19 protein-coding genes are annotated in these 23,610 nt (G+C 50.6%); 10 read left to right on the top strand and 9 right to left on the bottom strand.

All coding sequences use genetic code 11. From position 1 onward, the window contains the following. Window positions 1-5 precede the first annotated feature (5 nt). The gene (locus ACYVJM_RS07170; protein ID WP_461147504.1) at window positions 6-1,241 is read left to right on the top strand and encodes an efflux RND transporter periplasmic adaptor subunit; all 1,236 of its coding nucleotides are present in this window, start codon (window positions 6-8) and stop codon (window positions 1,239-1,241) included. Between the two features lie 167 nt (window positions 1,242-1,408). Here ACYVJM_RS07170 and ACYVJM_RS07165 read toward each other — a convergent pair whose 3' ends face one another. Both ACYVJM_RS07165 and ACYVJM_RS07160 read right to left on the bottom strand, forming a co-directional pair. After that, window positions 1,409-2,161: a LytR/AlgR family response regulator transcription factor gene (locus ACYVJM_RS07165; RefSeq protein ID WP_461147503.1), complete on the bottom strand. Its 753-nt coding sequence runs from the start codon at window positions 2,159-2,161 to the stop codon at window positions 1,409-1,411. 21 nt (window positions 2,162-2,182) lie between these two features. Beyond that, a complete protein-coding gene (locus ACYVJM_RS07160; RefSeq protein WP_461147502.1) occupies window positions 2,183-3,229 on the bottom strand; it encodes a sensor histidine kinase in 1,047 nt (348 codons plus the stop codon). 234 nt (window positions 3,230-3,463) lie between these two features. Here ACYVJM_RS07160 and ACYVJM_RS07155 point away from each other — a divergent pair, with 234 nt between their 5' ends. Beyond that, on the top strand, window positions 3,464-4,540 hold the full coding sequence (locus ACYVJM_RS07155) for a DUF5694 domain-containing protein (protein ID WP_461147501.1): 1,077 nt from the start codon (window positions 3,464-3,466) through the stop codon (window positions 4,538-4,540). Window positions 4,541-4,730: 190 nt separating this feature from the next. After that, window positions 4,731-5,456: a porin family protein gene (locus ACYVJM_RS07150; RefSeq protein ID WP_461147500.1), complete on the top strand. Its 726-nt coding sequence runs from the start codon at window positions 4,731-4,733 to the stop codon at window positions 5,454-5,456. Window positions 5,457-5,492: 36 nt separating this feature from the next. Here ACYVJM_RS07150 and ACYVJM_RS07145 read toward each other — a convergent pair whose 3' ends face one another. Further along, window positions 5,493-6,026 carry a hypothetical protein gene (locus ACYVJM_RS07145; RefSeq protein WP_461147499.1) on the bottom strand — a complete coding sequence of 178 codons (534 nt, stop codon included), beginning with the start codon at window positions 6,024-6,026 and terminating at the stop codon, window positions 5,493-5,495. A gap of 242 nt (window positions 6,027-6,268) precedes the next feature. Here ACYVJM_RS07145 and ACYVJM_RS07140 point away from each other — a divergent pair, with 242 nt between their 5' ends. The 4 genes from ACYVJM_RS07140 (at window position 6,269) to ACYVJM_RS07125 (ending at window position 13,422) form a co-directional block, all read left to right on the top strand. Next, window positions 6,269-8,752, top strand: a complete 2,484-nt coding sequence (locus tag ACYVJM_RS07140; RefSeq protein WP_461147498.1) for an outer membrane beta-barrel protein — start codon at window positions 6,269-6,271, stop codon at window positions 8,750-8,752. 281 nt (window positions 8,753-9,033) lie between these two features. Continuing rightward, window positions 9,034-11,475 carry a TonB-dependent receptor domain-containing protein gene (locus tag ACYVJM_RS07135; RefSeq protein WP_461147497.1) on the top strand — a complete coding sequence of 814 codons (2,442 nt, stop codon included), beginning with the start codon at window positions 9,034-9,036 and terminating at the stop codon, window positions 11,473-11,475. Window positions 11,476-11,545: 70 nt separating this feature from the next. Further along, on the top strand, window positions 11,546-12,163 hold the full coding sequence (locus ACYVJM_RS07130) for a hypothetical protein (RefSeq protein WP_461147496.1): 618 nt from the start codon (window positions 11,546-11,548) through the stop codon (window positions 12,161-12,163). Between the two features lie 38 nt (window positions 12,164-12,201). Beyond that, complete coding sequence (locus tag ACYVJM_RS07125; protein ID WP_461147495.1) at window positions 12,202-13,422, top strand: helix-turn-helix domain-containing protein; 1,221 nt, start codon at window positions 12,202-12,204, stop codon at window positions 13,420-13,422. A gap of 7 nt (window positions 13,423-13,429) precedes the next feature. On the opposite strand, the gene ACYVJM_RS07120 is transcribed toward ACYVJM_RS07125, so the two are convergent. The 6 genes from ACYVJM_RS07120 to ACYVJM_RS07095 all read right to left on the bottom strand — a co-directional run bounded on the left by ACYVJM_RS07120 (window position 13,430) and on the right by ACYVJM_RS07095 (window position 19,276). Further along, the gene (locus ACYVJM_RS07120) at window positions 13,430-14,590 is read right to left on the bottom strand and encodes a multinuclear nonheme iron-dependent oxidase (protein WP_461147494.1); all 1,161 of its coding nucleotides are present in this window, start codon (window positions 14,588-14,590) and stop codon (window positions 13,430-13,432) included. 36 nt (window positions 14,591-14,626) lie between these two features. Then, window positions 14,627-14,785, bottom strand: coding sequence for a chryseobasin-related MNIO class RiPP peptide (locus ACYVJM_RS07115; RefSeq protein WP_297377220.1), 159 nt, complete (start codon window positions 14,783-14,785; stop codon window positions 14,627-14,629). Between the two features lie 112 nt (window positions 14,786-14,897). Next, the gene (locus tag ACYVJM_RS07110; RefSeq protein WP_461147493.1) at window positions 14,898-15,962 is read right to left on the bottom strand and encodes a nucleotidyltransferase domain-containing protein; all 1,065 of its coding nucleotides are present in this window, start codon (window positions 15,960-15,962) and stop codon (window positions 14,898-14,900) included. Window positions 15,963-16,138: 176 nt separating this feature from the next. Continuing rightward, window positions 16,139-16,579 (bottom strand): hypothetical protein, encoded by a 441-nt coding sequence (locus tag ACYVJM_RS07105; protein WP_461147492.1) that lies wholly within the window; start codon window positions 16,577-16,579, stop codon window positions 16,139-16,141. A gap of 240 nt (window positions 16,580-16,819) precedes the next feature. Continuing rightward, complete coding sequence (pth, locus tag ACYVJM_RS07100) at window positions 16,820-17,380, bottom strand: aminoacyl-tRNA hydrolase (protein ID WP_461147491.1); 561 nt, start codon at window positions 17,378-17,380, stop codon at window positions 16,820-16,822. Between the two features lie 6 nt (window positions 17,381-17,386). Then, a complete protein-coding gene (locus tag ACYVJM_RS07095; RefSeq protein ID WP_461147490.1) occupies window positions 17,387-19,276 on the bottom strand; it encodes a T9SS type B sorting domain-containing protein in 1,890 nt (629 codons plus the stop codon). A gap of 87 nt (window positions 19,277-19,363) precedes the next feature. On the opposite strand from ACYVJM_RS07095, the gene pyrR reads away from it, so the two are divergent. From pyrR to fdhD, 3 genes are all read left to right on the top strand, one after another. Further along, window positions 19,364-19,903 carry a bifunctional pyr operon transcriptional regulator/uracil phosphoribosyltransferase PyrR gene (gene pyrR / locus ACYVJM_RS07090; RefSeq protein ID WP_461147489.1) on the top strand — a complete coding sequence of 180 codons (540 nt, stop codon included), beginning with the start codon at window positions 19,364-19,366 and terminating at the stop codon, window positions 19,901-19,903. 243 nt (window positions 19,904-20,146) lie between these two features. Then, window positions 20,147-22,684, top strand: a complete 2,538-nt coding sequence (locus ACYVJM_RS07085; RefSeq protein ID WP_461147488.1) for a DUF5686 and carboxypeptidase-like regulatory domain-containing protein — start codon at window positions 20,147-20,149, stop codon at window positions 22,682-22,684. 61 nt (window positions 22,685-22,745) lie between these two features. Next, the gene (fdhD, locus tag ACYVJM_RS07080) at window positions 22,746-23,591 is read left to right on the top strand and encodes a formate dehydrogenase accessory sulfurtransferase FdhD (protein WP_461147487.1); all 846 of its coding nucleotides are present in this window, start codon (window positions 22,746-22,748) and stop codon (window positions 23,589-23,591) included. Window positions 23,592-23,610 lie beyond the last annotated feature (19 nt).

Raw genomic sequence — 23,610 nt, 5'->3', positions numbered from 1 at the left:
CATCTATGCATTCGTCCATAAACATACATCATTCTCTCTGCGTAGCCGTTTTGGCCGTCAGCGTTCTGCTTGGGGCTGTTGCCTGCCAGTCTGGTTCGTCGGAAGAGGATAAATCAACGCCGAATCTCAACAAACAGGCGTCCGAAAAAGACACAAGCGAAAAAGACGCGTCCGGTGGGCCGGTGGTGGTATCGTTGAGCCAGGCTCAATACGACATGGCAGCCATTCAGTTGGGGCAACCGGCTCTACGGCCATTAAGCACCACCTTGAAAGTAAATGGATCACTCGATGTGCCCGCTCAAAATTTGGTGTCGGTGTCGGTGCCGGTTGGGGGCTATATTCGACAGATTCAGCTTGAACCGGGTATGCGTATCCGCAAGGGCCAGACGCTCGTGGTGCTCGAAAATCCGGAATTTGTTCAACTGCAGCAGGACTACCTCGATACCAAAGCGAAGCTGGAATATGCCGATCTGGAGTTTGCACGTCAGCAGGAGTTGAGCCGGGATAATGTCAATGCGCTGAAAGTTTTTCAGCAGGTTCGGGCCAACCGGCAAAGTTTACAGGCGCAGCTGGCGGGCATGGCGCAGCGGTTAACGATCCTCCGAATAAATCCAGCCACCCTGACGCCCGAACGAATGGTTCGCACGATTAGCGTACCATCGCCTGTGTCGGGTTTTATTACCGATGTGCCAACGAATAACGGCCGGTTCGTGAATCCGTCCGATGTGCTGGCGCAGATTACGAACCTGGACCACCTGCATGTGCGCCTGAGTGTTTTCGAGAAAGATATCAGCCGCATTCATACGGGACAGATCGTGCGCTTTGGCATGGGGGGCGATGCTACGCTGGAACACCAGGGGACCATCTTCCTGATCGGTAAATCCATTGCCGCTGATCGTACCATTTCGGTACTGGCTCACCCGGAAGGGGATGCCAGCCACTACATTCCGGGCGGATACATTACGGCGCAGGTCGACGTGAAAACCCAGCCTTTACCGGCTTTACCCGAAACGGCTGTTATTGGTTTTGGGGGTAAGTCGTACGTTTACGTGCTTGACCGGAAGGATACCAAATCCGCTATGTATCATTTCAGACAAGTGGAGATTAAAACGGGCGTACATGAAAACGGCTACGTGGCCGTTACATTGCCCACTGATGTAGACCCGACAAAGACGCCAATCGTCGTCAACGGCGGGTACGGCTTGTTGTCCAAACTGAATAACAGCGAAGAAGAGGAATAGTGGGGTTATCTGGCTGGTTAATACCCCACTCCCGGCCCCTCCCCTGTTTTTCCAGGGGAGGGGAGCAGGCTCGGTATCGTAATGCTGGCAACACAGGTGTGAGAATTTGGCGTTGGGTAGTTCGACGTAGTCATAAACTACGCCCAACGGCAAACACCCCCATAATATTACCCGTCAATCAACTTATAAAACCCATCCCGGTAGGTATCGCCGATGGGGATGACGGCTTTTTTGATGAATATTCGGTTACGTTCTATGGATTCGATGCGGTTAAGGGCAACAATGTAGGATTTGTGGACGCGGGCAAACTGATTGACCGGGAGTTTTTCGTCCAGGCTCTTCATCGTTTGCAGGGTCAGAATCCGCTCCGTTGGTGTGTAAATGGACACGTAATCTTTCAACCCTTCGCAATATAAAATCTCACTCAGGTCGACCCGTTGCAAGCGATATTCGGTCTTGACGAAAATGTAATCTTTGGTGGTGATTTCCGGCAGTACCGTTGCGTGTATGTTATCAGGTACGGCAGCCGCCGGGGGGATTTCGACCCTTTCAGCCTTGGCAGGCGGGAATAATTTTTGAACGGCCTTGTAAAACCGCTCGAACGAAATCGGTTTGAGCAGGTAGTCCACAACATTATGCTCGTAGCCTTCCAGCGCGTACGTGGAGTAAGCCGTTGTCAGAATGACCCGGCACCGGCTTTCGCCGACTGCCCGCTCTACCAATTTCAAGAACTGCATACCGGTGAGTTCCGGCATCTGAATATCCAGAAACACCAGGTCGACGGTACCCCGTTGTACCTGCGTGAGGGCGTCGATGGGGCTGGTCGTAGCGCCCACCAGTTCCAGAAAAGGCACTTTTTGGATGTAGTCGCTCAGGATAGCGTGGGCGAGGGGTTCGTCGTCAACAATGAGGCAGCGCATAAACGATGGTTGAAAATCAACTTATAAACTCAATTCCAGCGAACAGGCGTAGCTATCGGCCTCATCCGTAATGTGCAGCGTGTGTTGGTTAGGGTAGAGCAGTTCAAGCCGTCGTTTTACATTCGTCAGGCCAATTCCACCCACAGCATCCGTTTGCCGACTCGTCTTTTTATTGAGTGTATCGAACCGCAATTTACCCTTCTGAACGCTCAAATCCAGCACAAGCGGGTGGTTGGGGTCGGCCAGATCGCCATGTTTAAACGCATTTTCAACGAACGATACCAGCAGGAGTGGTTCAATACGGTACAGATCCGTATTGCCTTCAATGCTAAACTGCACGTTAGCATCAATTACGCGCAGCTTTTCGAGTTCGACATAATTTTTAAGGTAGCTGATCTCGTTCGACAATAACACGCGGCCGCCTTCTTCCGTGCGGGTATTGCTGTCGTAAAGCATATAGCGCATTAGTTCAGACAGTTTCAGAATCGCACCCGGAGCGGCATCTGATTTGGTATAGGCCAGCGAGTAAATATTGTTCAGCGTGTTGAACAGAAAGTGCGGATTCACCTGCGATTTCAGGAAGGCCAGCTCGGCCATGTTACGCTCCCCAACGAGTTCGGAGCGTTCCTGCTGGTGTACAAGCCAGTCTTCGATGATTTTAAAGGCCAACCCCAATCCAATGGCTGGAAAGGCAAAGTAAAGATTATCCTTGGCGTAATAGAGTAAGGTTGTGTCCGGATCGTAATTGGTGAAGCTAAATACGTACCAAAAAAAGACTTGCTCGAGCAAATAACGGAGGACGATAAAAACGCCCAACGCCACGACTGAACCGACCAGCGCCCATAGTATTTTTTGACGGGTGAGGTAGCGGTTAAGCACCATGACGTGTTCAAAAAAGACGGTGAACCAGAACGTAACGCTGATCGAGATTTCCAGTGGCTCGAACACATACGCATTCTTTTTCGGCTCGTAGGCATTCATAAGGATCATGGTACCACAAAGCAGCAGGTAGAGCAGATTACGAACGCGGGTACGATCGTTCAGGAAAGTGGGTACGCGAAGTGCCATAAGTCCGGGAGTTTTACCGACGTACGAAATACGTTAGTGAGGCAGTCTATCACAAACGGGATCGACAAACACCCCTTTTTAACCGATCAACGCCGTTGAAGTGCCGGATAGGCGTTGGTCGATTGAAGAGGCTGGTTGCCGACATGATAAAGAGGTTGGTCGAAAACAGGTGAACGGGCTATTCCGCAGGCCCCACCTTTGGGTCATCAATTCACAAACACAATCACGACGACCATGAACTATTTCGTTACGCTCCTGCTGATCTCCATATCAATTCTGGCAAAAGCTCAATCGGCGACGAATCAACCCCTTGAGATTCTGTTTATTGCCGCTTCGCACGACTATGGTACTAAAAGCATTGAGGACTTCTCGTACCCGATCAATAAAGCGCTGGCGTTCAAACCGGATGCCGTTTTCGGGGAAAATCTTTCGCCTGAAGACTACGATGCCCTGGATCGCCATTGGAATAAAGATGCCATTGATAAACGGCTTGCCTACCTGACGAAAATAGGGCACAAGTTGCCCAAAAATCCGAAGGTGTTCATTGCGCGTCAATACAAACTGCTTCATGAGCATCCAAACTTTCACCAGGAGCGTATGAAGCTGGCCCACGCCTTATTTCTGACCCATGATTTTGGCAATGCGTCTTATCAGTTTTACTTGCTCGACAAACTGCGACCTGCTTTTGGCAACGAAGAAATTGCCGCCTTTACCCGCATACTCGGCCCGATTGATTCGCTTAAAAACCTGGGTTTCCGTCGCACGAACGAATACTACAACATCTTTCATCCGATTGCGCAGACGTCGAAGATCGAGAAAATCATGCCGATGGATTGCCAGAAATACAATACACCCTGGAGCGAGGCATGGAGTAAAACGGACTCCCTGTATAAAGTATTTGAAACATCTATTGAAGCCGATACCAACTCCGCCGATTACCGAAAGTATGCCGCCTTGCTAAACGAGAATAATGCTCTGCAACAGCAAATGAATGCGGCTGTCAGAGCAGGCAAAGGAACGGCATTTTTTAACACGGCCGAATGGGATAAGCTGACTGACTTCGGTAATTTTTATGGCAATCGTTATCTGTTTGGGTTAAAAGGGTTTCCGGAGAACGGGGTGCGTGACATGCTCAACTACTGGACACTGCGCAATGAAGGGATGGTGCAGAATGTAGTGAGTCGGGCCCGGAAAATGGGCGCTAAGCGGGTGGTTGTTGGCGTGGGTGCTTCACATCGGGAGTTGATGGTGAAATTGCTAAAGGCAATGCCTGGTGTAACGGTCTACACATTAAATGAGTATAATCAATAATTTTTACAGGTGATAAGATTCTGGTTTTTAATTAGTTATAGATTATTTTAAGGTGATTGAATGTTTTTTTTAACCCATCATGCAACCTGCATCCGGGGTTCTTACATCTTCCTGTCAAATACCAAAAAAGAATACAACCTGAAAAAAAGACATCCCCAATTTTCCTAAACCTTTAATCTTGACTACAACCATGAAAACGTTCAAACACCTCCTCACAACCACATTGATCGCTGCCTCGACCGCTGTATTGGCTCAAAATACAACCGTTATTATCAAGACCGACTCCAGCGTTTCGACGACCCGCTACCACAAATCGGCCAATCGCATCACCTCTGATTTTAGCGTGTATGTTGGGTTGAATAACTTCGGCGGGTCGATGCCGGCGGGTTATGATTTCCGTCCCCTTGGGTCGCGGTTTGTAGCACTGGCCTGGCAAAAACGGATTCCGCTTTCTGTAAAAGGCGCTACTAAACTCCGGCTCGTAACCGGCCCGGAAGTCGCCTGGAACAACTTCATGTTCGAGCGATCGGCCGATGCGGGCAGAAATATTCTCGTCGAACGAAACAATCAATTGAGCATCGAACAGTCGGATGTCGATCTGCGCAAATCCAAGTTAGTGATGGCACAGCTCAACCTCCCCGTTATGTTCAACGTGTCGTTCCGGTCGGGACTGACGCTGGGGCTGGGTGCTTATGCCGGTATTCGCCTGGACAGTTATACGAAAGTGAAGCCCGTTGGCGGCTCAACCGTTCGGGATCATGGCTCGTACAATCTGAATACCGTTCGCTGGGGACTTACCTCGGAACTGGGTTTCCGGGGCAGTGCTAAACTTTTCTTCCGCTACGAGCCCAATAGCCCTTTCAAGGCAGGGCAGGGACCCGATGCCAGCGTGTGGGCGGTAGGTTTAAAGTTGTAACCACCAAACGGACAGTGAGTCGGGGTATCAACTGATTCACTGTTCGTTTGAGTTAGTAGCAGGTACATCGCCCGTAAAATGTTTCACTTGTGAATAAATCGGGATACTAAGCAGCAGCCACTGTATGGAACCAGTTGAATGGTACCGAAGATGCCGATCAGTACCCAGTGTAACAGAGGTGTACACCGGCGTCCAGTGAATCCCCGATGTAAGGCCGGTCAGCATAACAAAACTGCTAAGCTGGGCAGTAGCTGAATCCGACCGATCAATACTGATCCTCTGAGTCAGTTTAGAGAAGCCAAAGTCTGCCAACTGAATAGTATATGAACGGTGGCTGTTGTCCGAAATAACCGAACTGGATATGGTCGTTTGGAAAAAAGCCGGGTTCGCTCCGGCAGACTGTTTTTTGCCCGGAGACTGACACATGGCCGCTGTCAGTAAAAGTAAAATCCCCGAGGCCAATCGGCCGTAGCGTTCTGAATAGATGCGAAAATTTCGGTAAGAAACGACGAATACCGTGATGGCCAGACCGATGTTTAGCAATCCCCAGACTATTGTGAAAGCCGCCATGGATGAACAGGTTGGATAGGCTTAAATGTAGCTAAAAAAGTTACGGACTCGTGCAACAGTTCATTTATTTCCGTGTCTTTCTCCCGGACTCTTCTCTAAAAATTCAATTCCCCCGCTAAAATCCGCTTATCCTGCCGTTCAGACCGCTTGTGTAAGAACAGGTACTTTGTGATGCCCACTACCTACCTTTGCCATGTACTTCTGAAGAACACGAAGCAACCTTCCGAAAAAAGTCCAGTATTATGAAAACGATTTTATCCTTATCTATCTTAATCCTACTTGGTCTATCAACCTCCTTTGGGCAAGTGCTAACACGGGGAACGGTAATTGGACAAGTGGGAACTGTAGCGGGTAAACCACTTGAGTTTACCACCATGATGCTCCTGAAAGCCAAAGACTCTACGCTGGTAAAAGGAGCCATCAGCGATGCCGATGGGAAATATGCATTTGAAAATGTAGGTGCCGGAAACTACCGGGTAGCCGCCCAACAGATCGGCTATAGTAAAACGTATAGCGCACCGTTCGCCATTGATGAAGCAAATCCGGCAGCCGAACTGCCCGCCCTGGCTTTGGTCGATGAAACCAAAAGCCTGACCGAAGTGAAGGTGGTGGCGACGAAACCCTTCATAGAGCAACAGGTTGACCGGACGGTCATGAATGTAGAAAATAGCATTGTGTCCAGCGGAAACACGGCGCTGGAAGTTCTGGAAAAAGCGCCGGGGGTAACCATCGACCGGCAGAATGATCAGATTCAACTGAAGGGAAAGGCCGGGGTGATTGTTTATATCGACGGGAAACAGACGTATCTCTCTCAGCAGGAAGTGTCCAATCTGCTGAAAAATACACCCAGCGACAACATTGCCTCGATTGAGATCATCACCAATCCCGGCTCTAAATACGATGCGGCTGGTAATTCGGGAATCATCAACATCAAGATGAAGAAGAACAAGAATTTCGGCACCAACGGTACATTCATCGTCGGGACGGGTTATGGTTGGGTGAAAAATCTGCAAGGTGCCCGCGACGATCTGCCGAAATTCAACACCTCCCTGAACCTCAACCACCGCGAGGGTAAATTAAACGTCTTTGGTAACTATAGCTACGTAAACCGGGAAAGTGCCCAAACCAACGAAATCAACCGGGCTATTCCCTACAACGGCAAGAAGACCTACTTCGACCAGTATTCTTTCCGTCCGAACCAATTTACCGGCCATTCCTATAAAGCGGGACTGGACTATTATATCAACAAAAAAAGTACTGTAGGTGTATTGCTGAACGGTTTCTCGAACGACTGGCGGTCGGGTGGGCAGAACAATACGCTCATCAGCGACGAAAACCGACGGTTGACCAGCCGCCCCACGACCAAAACCGACGCCCGGCAGTTCATGTCCAACGTGACCGGCAACATCAATTACAAGTATGATTTTGACGGCAAAGGCCGCGAGTGGACCGTCGACGCCGACTACGTGCATTACGGTGGAAAGAATAACAACAACCTGAGTACGGTTTACTACAACGCCGATAATTCGCTGACCCGGCCCAATCAGGATGTACGCAACAACATGCCATCTGAGATCAACATCATGGCGTTCAAGACGGATTATGTACACCCGCTGAAAAATGGGGGCAAAGTAGAAGCCGGATTGAAAAGCAGCTTTGTCGATGCGGATAACAACACCATCTACGATACACTGCAGCAGGAAACAAAACAGTGGCTGTTCGATGCCAGCCGGTCCAACCAGTTCAAATACAATGAGAATATCAACGCAGCCTACATCAACTATGCGGGCAAATTCGGGAAACTGAAAGTGCAGACGGGGCTTCGAGCCGAACATACGCACTCAACGGGCACGTCGGTCACGCTGAATCAAACCGTCGACCGTAATTACCTGAACCTGTTCCCAACCGTGTTTCTATCGCGGCAGCTCGATACGAACAACGTACTGAATATGTCGTACAGCCGCCGGATCGACCGGCCCGATTACCAGAACCTGAATCCATTTGTGTTCTATCTGGACCCATATACCTACCAGCAGGGTAATCCGTTTCTGCGGCCACAATACACCAATTCGGTTGAGTTGACGCACGTATACAAAGGTGCTATTTCAACGACACTCGGTTTTAGCCGGACCACAGATTTTATTAATCAGGAAACGCCCCGCCAGATTGCCGCTCAGAACATTACGTATGTAACACCCGAGAACCTGGGTCATCTGGACAACCTGAATTTGAATGTTAGTTTCCCGGTAACGGTTGCCAAGTGGTGGCGGATGCAGAATAACGTAAATACGTACTACCAAAACTACCAAACGGTTTATTCCGGAACACCGTATGAGGTAAAACTGGTGGCTTTCAACCTGTACACATCGAACAACTTTACCCTGAACAAAACCTTGTCGGCCGAAGTATCGGGCTGGTTTAATTCGGCATCACAATACGGTTTCTACCGGGCTCAGCCCATGGGTGGGTTTAGCATCGGGGTGCAGAAAAAAGTAATGGAAGGCAAAGGCAATATCAAGTTGAACGTAAACGACCCTTTCTGGCTGAATCAGTTCCGGGGCCGGGCAATGGTTCAGGATATCGACTTCCGGGTTGGATCGCGCTGGGAAAGCCGCCAGATCAGGCTAACGTTCACCTACCGCTTTGGTAATCAGAATGTGAAAGGTGCCCGCGATCGCAACTCAGCCACCTCGGCCGAACAGAACCGGGTGAAAGCAGGAAACTAGAAGAAAGATATATGATATAGGCTATATGATATAGCGAATGCACCGACATACATTCTATATCCTACATCATACATAGTAACGGACTTAGTTTAGGTTAAGAAAATGGGAAACCCGCTCTCGAATTTGAAGAGCGGGTTTTTTGTGTTCTGACTTTTTTAATTCATTCCGCAGGCCGAAAAGGCTCAATTCATCATTTGAGACGGCTCAAATCTTTTTTGGGGCGAAGCAGGGGGTACCAATCAGCCACCTTTGGGTCATCAATCACAAAACGACTCAGCCCGATGGTACGCTACTGTTTACTCATTCTTCTTTTGCTCGCCAGCCGAATACTCACAGGCCAAACGTTGTCCGGCCCGGTACTCGACGCTTCCCGTCAGCCCGCTCCTTTCGCCGTAGTCAAACTGCTCAAGGCTGCCGATTCAACACTCGTGAAGGGAACGATAACGACCGAAGCCGGGCAGTATGCATTCGCAAACATTGTTGATGGCAACTACTATGTGGAGGCATCGAGTGTGGGAATGACAAGCGCTATGAGTCCGGTTGTAACGGTTACAAAAGGCACGCCGGTTAGCGTAGGCTCACTGCTCCTTGCGGCAATTGAACAAACGCTCACCAGCGTGGTGGTGCGTGCCAAACGGGCTTTGGTTGAGCAACAGGTTGATAAGACCGTGATGAACGTTGCGGCCGATGCCACAGCACAGGGCAAGACGGCCTATGAACTGCTCCAGCAGGCACCCGGCGTTGTTATCGATCCGAATGATAACATACGGATGGCGGGCAAGCAGGGCGTCAACGTATTTATTGATGGCAAACCGACTAACCTATCGGCCAGCGACCTCGCCAATCTGCTCCGGGCAACACCCGCATCGGGCATTGATAAGGTAGAGCTGATCACCAATCCCTCCGCCCGATTCGATGCCCAGGGGGGCGCCGGTATCATTAACATCCGGTTCCGGCGCGACAAAAGCCTTGGACTGAATGGAAATGCCTCCGCGGGTTACGGGCAGAGCGATCATCATCGGGCCAGTGCTGCCGTCGACCTGAACTACCGCACCCGGCAGCTGAACCTGTTTAGTAATGTTGCCGTAAGTGATAACTATCAGATTACCAATGTACGGCTCGACCGGCAAACGGGCGGGGGGCAATTCCTTCAGCGGGGTTACGACACCGACGGCACCCGAGCCGTTGTTTACAAAGCCGGTGTCGACTTCATTATCGACAGCCACCAGGCCATACCCAGGCAAACGATCGGGCTGATCGTGTCGGGGAATGTGTCGGGCAACCGGTTCGGTACATTCACCACCACCCAGCTGATCAATAGCCGGAACAAGCTGGATTCGAGTATCGTGAACCGGGCAACGAACGGGACCTCGGCTCAACCCGCCCGAAACAATCGGACCAACGCGTCCCTGAATTACCGCTATGCCGATACGCTGGGCCTCGAACTGAACCTTGATGCCGATCTGACCTACTTCCAAAACACATCGCCCAACCTGATCACAAGCGATTATTACAACGCCGATGGCCAATCCCTTTTCCAACGCCAGCGCCGGTTCGACGCCAGCACAAACATCGCAATTGGTACCTTAAAGGGTGACTTTGTCAAGGAGTGGAAAGGGCGTCATCTTAAACTCGAAGCGGGGCTGAAACATACGGATGTCTCGACTGATAACGATTTGCTGGCTTTCGTAGGGGCGGAGCCCGAACAGGTTGATGTAAGGCGGACTAATCGGTTCACCTATCGGGAAATCGTGAATGCCGCTTATGCATCGCTGAATCGTTCAGTGGGTAAATGGTCGATGCAGGGTGGCTTGCGGGTTGAACATTCCAATGTGAACGGCCGGTCGACCGATTTGCTTCAGCAGATAATTCAGCGACCTGATACGACCTACCTGAACCTCTTTCCAACGGCGTTTGTGCAGTACCGCGCTACCGATAACAGCCAGTTTGGTGTCAATTACGGACGGCGCATCGGGCGGCCCAGTTATCAGGACATGAACCCCTTCATTTACCAGATCGACCCCTATACCAGCCAGCGCGGAAACCCTTATTTACGGCCCACGTATACCCATACCCTTGAGGCTAGTTACACGTACAAATGGGCGTCGACGGTTAAGTTAGCCTACAGTCATACGAATGATTTTACGACGGATGTGATCCGGCAGGAGGGACTGACCGCTTACCAGACGGTTGCTAACGTGGGTCAGGTCGACGCGCTGAACCTGTCGGCCAGCACGCCGTATCAGTTCACGAAATGGTGGAGTACCTATGCTTATGCCGGGGCCACGTGGAACCGCTTTCAGGGGAGCCTGTCCCCATTGGAACGTTTCGACCGGCGAACATTTGCTTTCGAAGGGTACATGCAGCACTCTTTTACCATCTCCAAAGTATGGTCGGCACAGGCTTCGGGGTTCTGGAGTGCCCCTACGCAGCAAACAATCTACCGCATTGGCGGACTGGGCGCGTTGAACCTGAGTGTGCAGAAGAAAGTCATGCAGGAGCGCGGTAAGCTCACCTTCGGCGTGGATGATGTGCTGAATACTATGCGCTGGAGACAGTCAGCAGACTTCCAGACCCAGCAGTTTGCCATCGATCGGAAGTGGGAAAGCCGTCGGGTCACCATTCGGTTCAGCTATCAATTCGGCAGCAAAGACATCAAAGCCGCCCGCGACCGGGAGACGAACAGCGATGCGGGTCGAATTAAAGTAAAAGGAAATGTATAACCCGCCCGAAAAGAAAAATTCTAAGCTAATTCAATAATTGACCATGCACATGTCAACACCCACTAATCAAATGAAAACGACCGTATTTCTAATGGCTATTTTGCTCGTTTCGAGCGTTATGTCGACTACTGTTGCGCAGAATTCAGTATCGGGAGAGCCGGTTGCCCGCGTGGCATTTACGCTCCGAAACAACCTGGGTTATCACCGCATGTTCCGGGCCGAAGGACCGGGTATGGCTTATGGGTTTACCATGAACCGCAATGAATCCACCCCTAAAAACTGGCCGGTGGGTGGTAAGTTGTATTATAGTAACGATGGCGAGACAACTGGTACATTGATTCTGACCGTGACGGCCGAAGACGCCGGTAAAACCCTCCTGACCCATCCTAAAACTACGGTCCAAACACCAGCCAATATTGTAACCGTGCGTTTTCGAAACAATAGCCTGCTGCCGCATAAAGTGATGATAATTACGTACCGACCCGACGAGTCAGGCAATGGCACACAGGGGGTTATGTTAATGTCGTATGGCAGTACGTTGCAGAAACTGCCGGTAGGCACTAAAGTATATTTTGCGGATAGCAGACAGGTGGACGTGGTTATGAGTGGAAAACGTATCGACGAAGGCAAGCCTTTTATGACCGTTCAGAAAAGCGATGATGGGAAGTCGTTCAATATTTTTCAGTAAAGAAACAGACTGTATCTTGCCCGTAAATAGTGTTACCGATGACGTTTGACTTCAACCCCTATTCGTCCCCCTTGTTATTTGGTTTTGTGCAGGGCTGGATTTACGCTGTCTTATTGTGGGTAAGGGCTCGACGTGAAGAACGGCTGTCCGACTGGTTGCTGGGCTGGGTGCTGGTTGGACTGAGTTTCAATATATGGGAGTACATGCTGGGCTTTGGCGGGATCGAAATTCTCTGGCGCGAACTGGAGTTCTTTCCCCGATCACTCGGCTACCTGTTTCCGGTATTGTGCTATTTCTATCTCAAAAGCCAGGTGAACGCCGATTTTCGATTCTCCCGGCGCGACATCTGGCATGCGGTTCCGTTTCTGGTGCAGGTTACCTATCATCTCAGCGTATTTTCGATGGGGCACGATTTTGTTGAACGGTGGAAAACAACGGTACAATACCCGTATCACCTGGAGGATATTGAGTTTTTTGTGGGTGTTGGCCTGGATGTGTACTACCTGATTTTGTCCCTTCGTTTGTACCGGCACTACCGGGCCTGGATAAAAACGCAGTTTTCTGAAACCGAAACCATTAGTTTCCGCTGGTTTCGAAACTTTCTGGTCACCCTCACGGCCACGATGTTGTTCAGTTTGTTCATGACGTTGTTTAGTGTGACGTTTAACCTCGATTTCTGGCAGAACTGGTGGGATAAACTGGCGGGTGTCGTCCTGATTTACTACGTGAGCATTCATGGCTACGCGCAGGCACAGCCCGGTCGGCGGCTAACGTTTTATCCGGTGTTGGCCGAGGAACCGTCTGCGCTGACCGACCTGTTGCCTGATACGGACACGATCAGGCAACAGGCGCCAGTGCTGGTAAATCAAACCGAAGGTGAGCAGCTGGTAAAAGCGGCCACGGGTCTGGCAACGGATTTGATGCCGTGGCGTGATACCTTGTTGGCATATATGGAGAACGAACGCCCATACCTGGACCCCGATTTGTCGCTGACCGATCTGGCCCGACGACTCAGGACCAATGCGTCCGTACTATCACAGGTCATTAACGTTGGAACGGGAAAAAATTTCAACGATTTTGTCAATCAGTACCGGGTAGATGATTTTAAACGACTGGCTCTTGATCCGGCGAACAGGCATCTTAGTTTGCTGGGTATAGCACTCGAAAGCGGCTTCAATTCGAAAGCGACGTTCAATCGGGCCTTCAGAAAATTAAGCGGCCAGTCGCCGAGGGAGTTCGTCGAGTCGGTGGAACACTAAATGGTGATTAGATGTCCCTAACAACAGGACGCTGCACAAACCCATCTTTCCATTTCTGGGCGATGGCAATGGCCGTTTCGAGCATTTCCGGTTTCCAGTTCTCGATTTCCCAATCTGACTTCGCCAGACTCGATGCGCTCAGAAACAGCTGAGCCTGAGTACAATCGGTAGCGGTTTCCAGAATGGTCGACAGTTCGGTTTGTTGTTGGTAAAGCAGTGAATCTTCTGTTGGCGTTTCAGGCATGCTTATTGGAGACAAAGGCCGGAACGTGTTGGTTGCCGATGGGCTGTTTACCCGGTTGGCTGCTCCGACGATGTCGTCCATGGTATAGAAATCTTCCTGAAAACGATGCCGACTTGCTTCGGTAACGAGTCCGGTGCCCAGTTGCTCAAGCACCACAAACTTCAGGTTGGGGCATTGGCCGATAACCTGCTCCAGCGCATGGAAAACCGCTTCCGGTACCGAATCGTCGTGCGTGTCCCGTCGGATCTGTTTCGTCGGGTTTACGGCCGACGGCACCCAGCTTCCACCCGAAATGTGGATTTCTCGGACCCGGTCGAGGGGGTAGAGCGCCTGTATGTCAGCGATGTCGATGGTAAAGTTCTGGCTTTGGCAATACAGATTGTGTAAATCCAGAATGATGAATCCGTTGATCGGTTCGAGCAGTTGAGACAGGAAATTGCCCTGCCGTTTTACGTCATCGAGCGAATAGGCAACTGCCAGATTTTCCAGGCCGACCGGGCAGTTCCCCGCATCCTGGAGCCGGAGCAGCCGGTCGCGGCCAATGGCCAGTGTGGACGCTGTAAACGGAATACTGACCGGTGCCCCCTTGTGAAAATCTTCACCCGTCATAAATCCGAAATGTTCCGTCAGGTGGTCGAAGGTGAAGTCGGCCGAGATAGCTTTCAGCTGATTCAACCACTGTTGCTGATCGGGCGTCCATTTGCCGGAGAAGAGGGAAAAGAAAACGCCGTGTCCTATCAACCGGCCTTCCTGACTGTAGGCCCGGAGTAATTCGGCAAACCAGTCCGGCAACTCGCCCAGTGCAAACAGCGTGTCGAACGACCATTCAATGGCCTGAACCTTCTCGGACTCGAAAAGGGGGAGTGATGCCTGTAAGCCGTTGGTATCCAGATTACAGTCAATGGAAGAAAATACGCTGGCCATACGGGAGTCAGTTACACAGGCGGTTCGTTTGGCCCATTAACCCAGGCCACAGCCGGGGCAGTCGTAGGGTACCTTTTTTTGCTGCTCGCCATTGGGCGCTTTAGGATCGACGACCGTGCCTTTGGCGCAGGAACTGAGCGTGGTAACCGTTACGGCTACGGCTATGGCTTGGAGAAGGGATTTTGAAAGTTTCATGGCGCTGTTTTAGTAGAGAAGTTCGTTGACTGAGTAGACCTGTACCCGGGTTATAAGGTTGGAATCCGGTCACTATTTATTTTATGGCCGGACGACTCACCCCCGTGCTTTCCTATTTTGTTTCGTACAGAGTCGTTCGCATACGAACCAGAATCTGTTCAATGCGATGGATGTCCGGGTAGGCAGGCAGCAGACTGGTCTGAGCAGCGGCATCAATCTGCTGTAACTTCTCTTCAGCCTGCGCCAGTAGCTCCTCATAATCGAAAGCGCCGGAACGGATGGCCAGTAATTCCTCCCGGTTTGGCCGACGCACAACAACCCGACCCGTTTGCAGAATTTCGAGTGCCATATCCAGCAGCCGGAACGTATGCATCATGTTCTTGGCATCGTAATTCTTGCCGTGCTCAACCGTATTTTCGTAGCGTGCCGCATTCCGTTTTTCAACCCAGTCCCAGTATTCCCGATAGTCTTTGCAATAGCTCGAATACCCATCCTGATTGACAGACAAAAGGGCAACGGGCTCCAGGTGCAGAGGGACACTACTAAGCGAAACGGCGGTCGAGTCGTTATCGGAAATTAGTCCCTGAAAGCCTAAAGAAGCGTTTTCGTCGTAAAAAAGCGCGTACATATCGCGAGCGTGCGGAATACTGACCAGGCCACACTGTGCGGCTTGCCGGTTATGGGCCGACAGCCAGTCGAGTACCGGAATCGATTTCTGACCGATGATGATGTAGCAGAAATGGAGTAACGATTTGCGCTCTTTGGGAAGCGGGTTTACAATTTTTTTGTTCAGGCCCCGCGCTTTCTTGATCTGACTGGCCGCGTAACCGGCAAAAGTGTCCCGGCAGAGCCTGGACAGGAAGTCACTCACCCGCAACTGATCAAATAAAGGATGTTTCTGGAGAATGCAGTCGTTCGGTGCGCAAAGTAACTCCAGGATATTCGGGTTATTTTTGGCGAGCAACTCGATGAACCGGCGCAGTTCATAAAAGATGATATCGTTTTTAGTATCATTCACCTGCTCCACATACCTCAGCCCGTAGAGGTCGGCCTGAGGGAGCATGAAGACGCCCCGAATGTCGGTATCAGAAGCGGGCAAGTCTGTTCCGTAAGCACGGCTGCCACTGATACACTCGAACAAGATTAGTTTACGGTCGCGTAGGTCCTGAATGGTCATGGGTAATGGAATACATCTTTACGCTTGAGAAAGCCCTAAAAAAAGATAAGGTTCCCCGATCTATAGCGGAGAACCTTATACTGACTATTCCTAAACCCTTAACCTTTTCTACATGAAAAACTAACTTTTACTCTTTTCTGTTCCAAATCCCTGATTAATTCGGGATTTGCAGTACTTTACTGAATGTCAGCTGTTTCGGCAGCGGGCTGGTTGACGTTCCAGAGGAAATTAATCATCCGGGTTGTGTAGTCAGCCTGGTTCATCCAGTGGCTGGCGTTTGCACCTTTGTGCTTGGCCAGTGTATTCTGTACTTGAGCAGCAGCTTCGTTGAACTTTGTCCGTTCGGCTGGGCTGAGTGTCAGCACGGCAGAAGGGCTTTGGTTGTACAACGAGACAACGCTCATAAAGTTTTGCCAATTGGTAGTCTGCGCAAACTTGGCAACGTTTTGTCCGATGTAAGCAGCGAACTGCTTTTGCGAACCATTGACAAGCATAGCACTTGCCGGCTTGGTGGCTGCCGGGCTATCATCAGTGTTGGTGGTGGTAGCCGCGTTTGCCTGAGTAGTCACTAATCCTAATCCAAGAATGAGTGATGCAAAGATAACACGCGATTTCATTGATTTGTTCTATTTTGTTTTCAGTCAGATAACACACAAATGTCTATAGAAAGTTTGAAATGACAAACGCTCATTGTGTCCTTTCCAAAATTTTATTCCGAATATAATGCCGTTTTTGGTCTAATATTATTTCTATTTTAGAAAAAAATTCGTCTAAACAAAATATTATTTTAATATTACGCTTAGTTCCTATGAGTTTATATTTTTCCGGAAAAGTGCAATTTTCTTTAAATAGTTATATCATTGGTTGTAATTATTCATAGCCATCTGTATGCCCATAGTACAAAAACTGAGGGCTGCATTACCTGCCCGGTCCAAATAGTCCGGTAATTGGATCAATTCATCTTCCGGAAACTGTCCCAAGACGAAATCAACCTGACGGCCTTTCGAGAAATTGTTACCAATTCCCACACGTAGCCGGGCATATTCCTGAGTGCCTAAAACTTCGTCAATGTGCTTCAGTCCATTATGGCCACCGGGCGAACCTTTGGGCTTCAATCGCAGCTTTCCAAAGGGTAAATCTTTATCGTCGGTGATAATCAGTATGTTTTCGACGGGAATATTTTCCTGCTTCATATAATAGGACACCGCCTTACCACTCAGGTTCATGTAGGTTGTTGGCTTGACAAAAAATAACTGTTTGCCTTTGTGCTGCCATTTGGCCGTATAGGCGAGACGCGTCATGGAAAAACTGAAGTCGTTCTGAGCCGCCAGTCGGTCGAGAACCATAAAGCCAGCATTGTGGCGGGTAAGTGCATACTCCGGGCCAATATTGCCCAGACCAACGAGAAGGAATTTCATAGACAATTAATGTAAAAGGGCAACCGACTGGCGATAGGTCATCTGAGTGCCATCCGGAAACTGACAGTCGAGCCGATACAAGTACATACCAGCGGGTACCTGCTGACCACTCGACTGACCGCTCCAGAGCGATTCGCCACTTGCGAGGGCAAAATTAGCACGATTATACAGGACTGCACCCCAGCGGTCGTAAACAATAAAGTTAGTCACCTGTACGGTCATGAACGTAAAGTAAACCGTTAAGGCATCGTTCAACCCGTCGTGATTGGGGGAAAAAGCTGTTGGCAGGTGGATTCGGTTAGCGCAGTCAGACGCAATGGACACGGTCCGGGTAATTTCGCAATTGGTATCGTCCCGAACCGTAAGTGTATAGATGCCGTCTCTCAGGCCAGAAAAATCGGGGTTGCTTTGAAATGGTTTTCCATCGATGGCATACGTGAGCATGGGTGCTGTGCCGCCGGGCAAAATACGAACAGCACCCGTTTGTTCGCCACAGGCAGAGGCTGTAGTTTGGATAGCATCAATCCGGGGGCCGGTGCTACCGGCAATGCGGACTGGCTGATTGAGGGTACAGCCGCTGCTGTCTTTAACCACAAGTGTATACGAACCTGGCGCCAGGTCAGTAAAAAAGGGTATGCTCTGAAACGCCCGGCTATCCAGCGAATACTGAATAGGGTTTCGCCCACCGGCTACCGTCACACTCGCCTGCCCGTTGGTCTCTCCACAGGTGGTGGGTACAACGGTCGTAGTCAAAATCGCCATAGGTGTAAAAGCAGGCAGGCTGAGCGCCTTATTGATTTCGCAGCCATTGGCGTCGCGCACCCGAACGGTATATGTGCCACCAGCCAGATTTGTAAATGTTGGATTAGCTTGATAACTAACGCCGTAATTGATGGAATAGGTGAGGGGAGGCTTTCCACCCGTGGCAACCATAGTGACGGTGCCATTGGCTGTTTCGCAGCGTGGTGGCGTACTCTGCACACTGCTGACGGTTGGTGCTGAATCGGCGGTGATGGTAACTGACCGTTCACTCTGGCAACCGGCAGTATCTTTGGCAACGACGGTGTAAGAGCCGGAGGCTAAGCCCGTAAAAAGAGGGATTGTCTGGAAAGGTCCCTGATTTAGTTTGTACTGCCAGCCCGTTGTACCCGACCCAATCACCTCAATGGATCCGCTGGTTTTGTCGCAGCCTGGGTTGACCACGGTTGTCTTGAAGGCCGGTTCGCTCAGGGTTATGGTTATAGGCACCGGCGGACTCTCATTGTTATACAGCGTTTGGGTGATGTAGAACGTAGTGGTCTGGGTAATCTGGGGGCTAAACGAGTTGCCGGTCGCCAGGAGAGTGGTTTTCGAAGCCGAACTATACCAGCGGATATTTTTACCTGTAATTGCCAGATTAACAGGATTACCCTTGCAGTAGGTAGTGCCCGATTTCAAGACAATACGGTACAACTCCACTTTCCCGCCCGACGCATCCAGACAGGTTGTTCCGTTCACGATGTTCTCGTAAGTACCGGTCAAGCTTTCCTCTACAGGGTTGTAGGTCATCGTGCCACGCCAGAAGCAGACATCCTTCACGGCGGTATTACCCTGCTGGTCCGACTCACTAAACTGGATTGACGAGCCTTTGACCTGTCCTGAAATGTAGGTCAATCCGCTAGAAGGTGTTTGATGATCACGCGTTTGGGTGGTTCCGCTCAGCGTAGTACCTACCTGGGTGAGCGTCATGGCATAGTTGTAAATAGCCGGGTTAGGATTAGCCGGGTAAGTAACGCCTAGCCAGAAACCGCTCATGTTCTGGGCGCTACTTACCGAAAGGCTCAATTCAGCCAATGCAAGTAGCCACATAAACGTCCGAAACCCCATACGCCGGAAATGGTAAAGAAGATACGTCAAAGCTATAAAGAAAGGCAAAAGGACACTATACTACATTTGTATTCGGCAGAGACAGGTAAATGGTCGACTTACTACTATTTTTACCCCATGAATCAACAACGCCTAATTCTGTCCAGTCCCCTGCTCGAAATTGTGGTGAGCCGACTGGCCCAGCAACTCATCGAAAACTACCAGGATTTTGCAGATACCGTTATTCTGGGAATGCAGCCGAGGGGAATCTACTTTGCCGAGCGCGTCACCCGAGAACTGAATCGTATATTGGGCTATACCGTACCGCTGGGTTATCTGGACGCAACCTTTTACCGGGATGATTTCCGACGGCGTGATACACCCCTTCGGGCTAATACTACCAACGTCCCGTTTATTATTGAGAACAAACGGGTTATTCTCATTGACGATGTGCTGGCAACCGGTCGGATGGTGCGGGCCGCCCTGGACGCGATGACTGCCTTTGGCCGGCCCCGTAAAGTCGAGCTTCTGGTACTGATTGATCGTCGGTATAACCGGGATCTGCCCATCAAACCAGACTATACCGGTAAACGCGTCAATACCCTGGAGTCGCAGCAGGTTCTGGTCGAATGGACGGAGCAGGGTGCTGAGGCCGATCGTATCTGGTTGGTAGGTTAATTCATGTATTATGTCTATATAATCAGGTGAAGTAAAATTACTCAACAACAACGAATAATAAATTTGTAGACCCTTGTAACGGTTAGTACAGGATTTTCGACATTTTAATGCCTTTTTATATCGATTGATCCAATGTCACTACACATAGACATTTGTGTTTATGTTATCTTCGCATGGAAAAATAGGACAATAAATACATTAGGACGCTTGAAGACACCGGTACATTCATTAGTATTTTTTCTGTTGCTATTACTCACTGGGTTTGCCACTAAAACACAGGCCCAGGCAGTATATACAGTTACCGGTCTAGTTACCGATGCCCACACGGGCGACCCGATCCCCTTTGCCAGTGTAGCGCTGGTAGGACGCCGGAGCGGAACCCTGACGGACGAAAAAGGTCGCTTCTCCCTAGTCGTCAAAATTTTGTCCGATTCGCTGGCCGTGAGCTCGATGGGGTACAAGTCCATGCGTCGGGCCATTGATCCGGAACGGGTATCGCAGGCCGTCGATTTCAAGCTCGAATCAGGCGGCAATGCGCTTCAGGAAGTAACCGTGAGAGCGGGCGAAAACCCGGCCTGGCGCGTGTTGCGGCAGCTTCGGAAAAATCGGTCAATGAACGACCGGAAGCGGCTGGCCGCTTACGAGTACGACAGCTATGTAAAAACCGAGATCGCGCTGAGCCACGTTACGGATCGCATGCGAAAGAATCCGCTGATCAAACGGATCAACGAAGCGATGAGCAAGCACGACTCCATTGTCGATAGTGAAGGCCATCGGGTGCTGCCGCTTCTGGCTTCGGAGTCCGTATCCCGTTATTACTACAAAGCCAATCCCGAACGTAAACGCGAAGATATTCGTAAAACCCGCATCAAAGGGGTGGCCGTCGACGATGCCGGGCTCAGCTCGCAGCTGTTGGGCGGGACGAATCTGGTCAGCCAAAACTTCTACGATAACTATATACCCATATTGGGGAAGGATTTTGCCTCGCCCGTTGGCGATAACTGGAAGAACTGGTACGAGTTCTTCCTGGCCGATACCACCCAGATTGGCGATCACATCTGCTACGAAATACAATTCGACCCTAAACGGCCGGAAGACCTCGCCTTTACGGGTAAGGCCTGGATCGACACCACCTCATTTGCCCTTTGTCAGATTGAAACCCGAATTGGTAAGGGCGCTAACCTCAACTACGTGCGTGACCTGACCATTGAACAGGAGCTGGAGAGCACGATCGATTCCTCTGCCAGCGGGTCGGCTACAGCCGGTTGGTTGCCTGTGAGTATTCACCTTAATGCTGACCTGACGGGTGTGGGTAAACAATCCCTTGGCTTACGAGCGAAGGTTACCCTTCGAAACAGTAATATCAGTGTAAACAGGCCCCATCCAACGCTCTTCTATGAGCAGCCAATTGAGCCCAGCGATACCGTAGCCACCAGCAACGAAGCCTACTGGCATACCGTTCAAAGTACGCTCGCCGGTGCCGATTCATTAAACAAAGACGATCAGAAAACCCGACAGGTAATTGAAAAACTGCGGGCCGTTCCAGCCGTGAAAATGGCCGAAGCTGTTGGACAGGTTGCCGTTACAGGCTTCTATAAAGTGGGCGGTTTCGATCTTGGCCCTTACCCATATCTGTTTGCTGTTAACAGTGTGGAAGGTCTCCGAACACGAATCGGGTTCCGGACCAATGATCAATTTAGTCGAAACTGGATATTGAGAGGGTATCTGGCCTATGGAACGCTGGATAACCGGTTCAAATACAGCGGAGAAATAAGTTACCTGTTCTCCCGGCAGCACTGGACAATAGCGGGGGTTCGGATTGCCAATGATCTGGAGCGGCTTGGTCTGACGCCCGAATTGATTGGCGGTAACCGTATCTTTTATGCCTTTAGCCGATTTGGCCGTTACCGCGGAGGCTACCACAGTTACCAGAAAGAGGCATACTTCAAGACAGAGCCCGTTAAAGGTATTTTGCTGACGGCTACGTTGGGAACCCGGACCTTCGACCCCGTATTTCCATTTCACTACCGCGTTCAACCCGAACTGGGCGATCAGTCTGCCTTGCAGTCTGACATATTCGACGCTTACTGGTCAATTGAAGCACGGCTGGCCCGCAAAGAGAAGTACCTGATGGACGGCAATGATCGTATTACTCTGGGCACAAAACGGGCTCCTGTGCTCACCATCCGGTATACGCACGGCTCCCAGGCGCTGGGCGGTCAATACAACTACGATCGGTTTAACCTGCGGGCGCAGCAAACATTTCGGTTGGGTCCACTTGGCCGGACAACCTACCTGTTGTCGGCGGGTTTTACGCCCTCAACACTGCCCGCTCCGCTGTTGTTTCCGCACATTGGTAATCCAACCCCCCTGCTGACGACCAACACTTTTAACCGGATGCAGTTTTACGAGTTTGTGAGCGACCGTTTTGTCGCGGTGCATATTCAACACCGCTTCGAGGGATTGCTCTTTAACCGGATTCCCGGCATCCGGAAGTTAAACTGGCGCTTAATTGCCAATATCGATGCGCTCTGGGGAGGGCAGCGGAAGGAAAATCGGGAGGTTGAGTCGTTTAAACTATTGCCCGGTGGAACAAGGCCTATCTATTTTGGAAGCCTCGAAGGAAGTAAACCATACATGGAGCTGGGATATGGAATCGATAATATTTTCAAGATCGTTCGGATCCAGGCTATACACCGGCTCAATTACCTGAACGATAGCCCCAATGGGTTACCTATCGGTTCATTTGCGTTAAAAGCATCCGCTTCGTTTAGTTTTTAACCGGCTGCGCAATCAATTACAGGCGTAACGGGTTACTATAAGCAAACTAGATTGGCTGAGAATGTCCCTTGTTGCGCCGGTTACCGTCCATAAAATTTCGGGTGAAAACCTTTCCGAAGTCCCCGATTTGCTCGCTGTTGAAGAGCCACTGGAAATACGTCTGGGTTTTGGTCCTGCTACCCGCCGGGAGCAGCGTTCCGTGTCGGTGACGATGCGGACGCCCGGCCATGATGAAGAACTGGCTATGGGCTTTCTGTTCACCGAAGGCATCATTCAGCATCCGGCCGATGTAGTTTCCTGCCGCCATTGCGTTCAGGAAGCTGATAAAGAAGGGAATGTGCTCCGGGTAGAACTGCACCCAGATGTCGTTGTCGACTGGGCGCGGCTGGAACGAAATACATTTACCTCCTCCAGTTGTGGCCTCTGTGGTAAAGCCACGATCGAAGCGGTTATGGCGCTCACGCCCGGCCCGCTATCGGGTAACTTCTCGGTTGAGCCAGCCGTTCTCCATGCGTTACCGGATCGGGTTCGCCAGATACAACGGGCGTTTGAATATACCGGTGGTATTCATGCGGCAGCCTTGTTCGATGCCGACGGTAAGCTGTTGCTCGTTCGGGAGGACATTGGTCGCCATAACGCGCTGGACAAACTTATTGGGGCGGCTTTCTGGCAAAACTGGCTTCCGCTGAACCAGTTCGGTATATTTCTGAGTGGCCGGATCGGCGTTGAACTGGTTCAGAAAAGCTGGCTGGCCGGCGTTCCCCTGCTCGCTGCCGTAGGTGCCCCGTCGAGCCTGGCGGTCCAGATGGCGAAAGAAGCCCACATGACAATGGCCGGGTTTGTCCGCGACAACCGCTTCAATCTGTACAGCGAACCGAAACGGGTAGTGGTAAACCAGTTGGTATAATGCATACGGACGCTAGTCT

The sequence above is a fragment of the Spirosoma pulveris genome (assembly GCF_054781875.1).
The sequence above is the reverse complement of the archived record's forward strand: the minus strand, read 5'-3'. Positions and strand labels throughout refer to the sequence as shown.

What these genes read in the sequence shown, in the direction of transcription:
- ACYVJM_RS07170 (WP_461147504.1), top strand. Translation starts at nt 6, where the DNA reads ATGCATTCGTCCATAAACATACATCATTCTCTCTGCGTAGCCGTTTTG.
- ACYVJM_RS07150 (WP_461147500.1), top strand. Translation starts at nt 4,731, where the DNA reads ATGAAAACGTTCAAACACCTCCTCACAACCACATTGATCGCTGCCTCG.
- ACYVJM_RS07120 (WP_461147494.1), bottom strand. Translation starts at nt 14,590, where the DNA reads ATGGCCAGCGTATTTTCTTCCATTGACTGTAATCTGGATACCAACGGC.
- pth (WP_461147491.1), bottom strand. Translation starts at nt 17,380, where the DNA reads ATGAAATTCCTTCTCGTTGGTCTGGGCAATATTGGCCCGGAGTATGCA.
- pyrR (WP_461147489.1), top strand. Translation starts at nt 19,364, where the DNA reads ATGAATCAACAACGCCTAATTCTGTCCAGTCCCCTGCTCGAAATTGTG.
- ACYVJM_RS07110 (WP_461147493.1), bottom strand. Translation starts at nt 15,962, where the DNA reads ATGACCATTCAGGACCTACGCGACCGTAAACTAATCTTGTTCGAGTGT.
- ACYVJM_RS07115 (WP_297377220.1), bottom strand. Translation starts at nt 14,785, where the DNA reads ATGAAACTTTCAAAATCCCTTCTCCAAGCCATAGCCGTAGCCGTAACG.
- ACYVJM_RS07135 (WP_461147497.1), top strand. Translation starts at nt 9,034, where the DNA reads ATGGTACGCTACTGTTTACTCATTCTTCTTTTGCTCGCCAGCCGAATA.
- ACYVJM_RS07155 (WP_461147501.1), top strand. Translation starts at nt 3,464, where the DNA reads ATGAACTATTTCGTTACGCTCCTGCTGATCTCCATATCAATTCTGGCA.
- ACYVJM_RS07125 (WP_461147495.1), top strand. Translation starts at nt 12,202, where the DNA reads ATGACGTTTGACTTCAACCCCTATTCGTCCCCCTTGTTATTTGGTTTT.
- ACYVJM_RS07105 (WP_461147492.1), bottom strand. Translation starts at nt 16,579, where the DNA reads ATGAAATCGCGTGTTATCTTTGCATCACTCATTCTTGGATTAGGATTA.
- ACYVJM_RS07160 (WP_461147502.1), bottom strand. Translation starts at nt 3,229, where the DNA reads ATGGCACTTCGCGTACCCACTTTCCTGAACGATCGTACCCGCGTTCGT.
- ACYVJM_RS07165 (WP_461147503.1), bottom strand. Translation starts at nt 2,161, where the DNA reads ATGCGCTGCCTCATTGTTGACGACGAACCCCTCGCCCACGCTATCCTG.
- ACYVJM_RS07145 (WP_461147499.1), bottom strand. Translation starts at nt 6,026, where the DNA reads ATGGCGGCTTTCACAATAGTCTGGGGATTGCTAAACATCGGTCTGGCC.
- ACYVJM_RS07140 (WP_461147498.1), top strand. Translation starts at nt 6,269, where the DNA reads ATGAAAACGATTTTATCCTTATCTATCTTAATCCTACTTGGTCTATCA.
- ACYVJM_RS07130 (WP_461147496.1), top strand. Translation starts at nt 11,546, where the DNA reads ATGAAAACGACCGTATTTCTAATGGCTATTTTGCTCGTTTCGAGCGTT.
- fdhD (WP_461147487.1), top strand. Translation starts at nt 22,746, where the DNA reads ATGTCCCTTGTTGCGCCGGTTACCGTCCATAAAATTTCGGGTGAAAAC.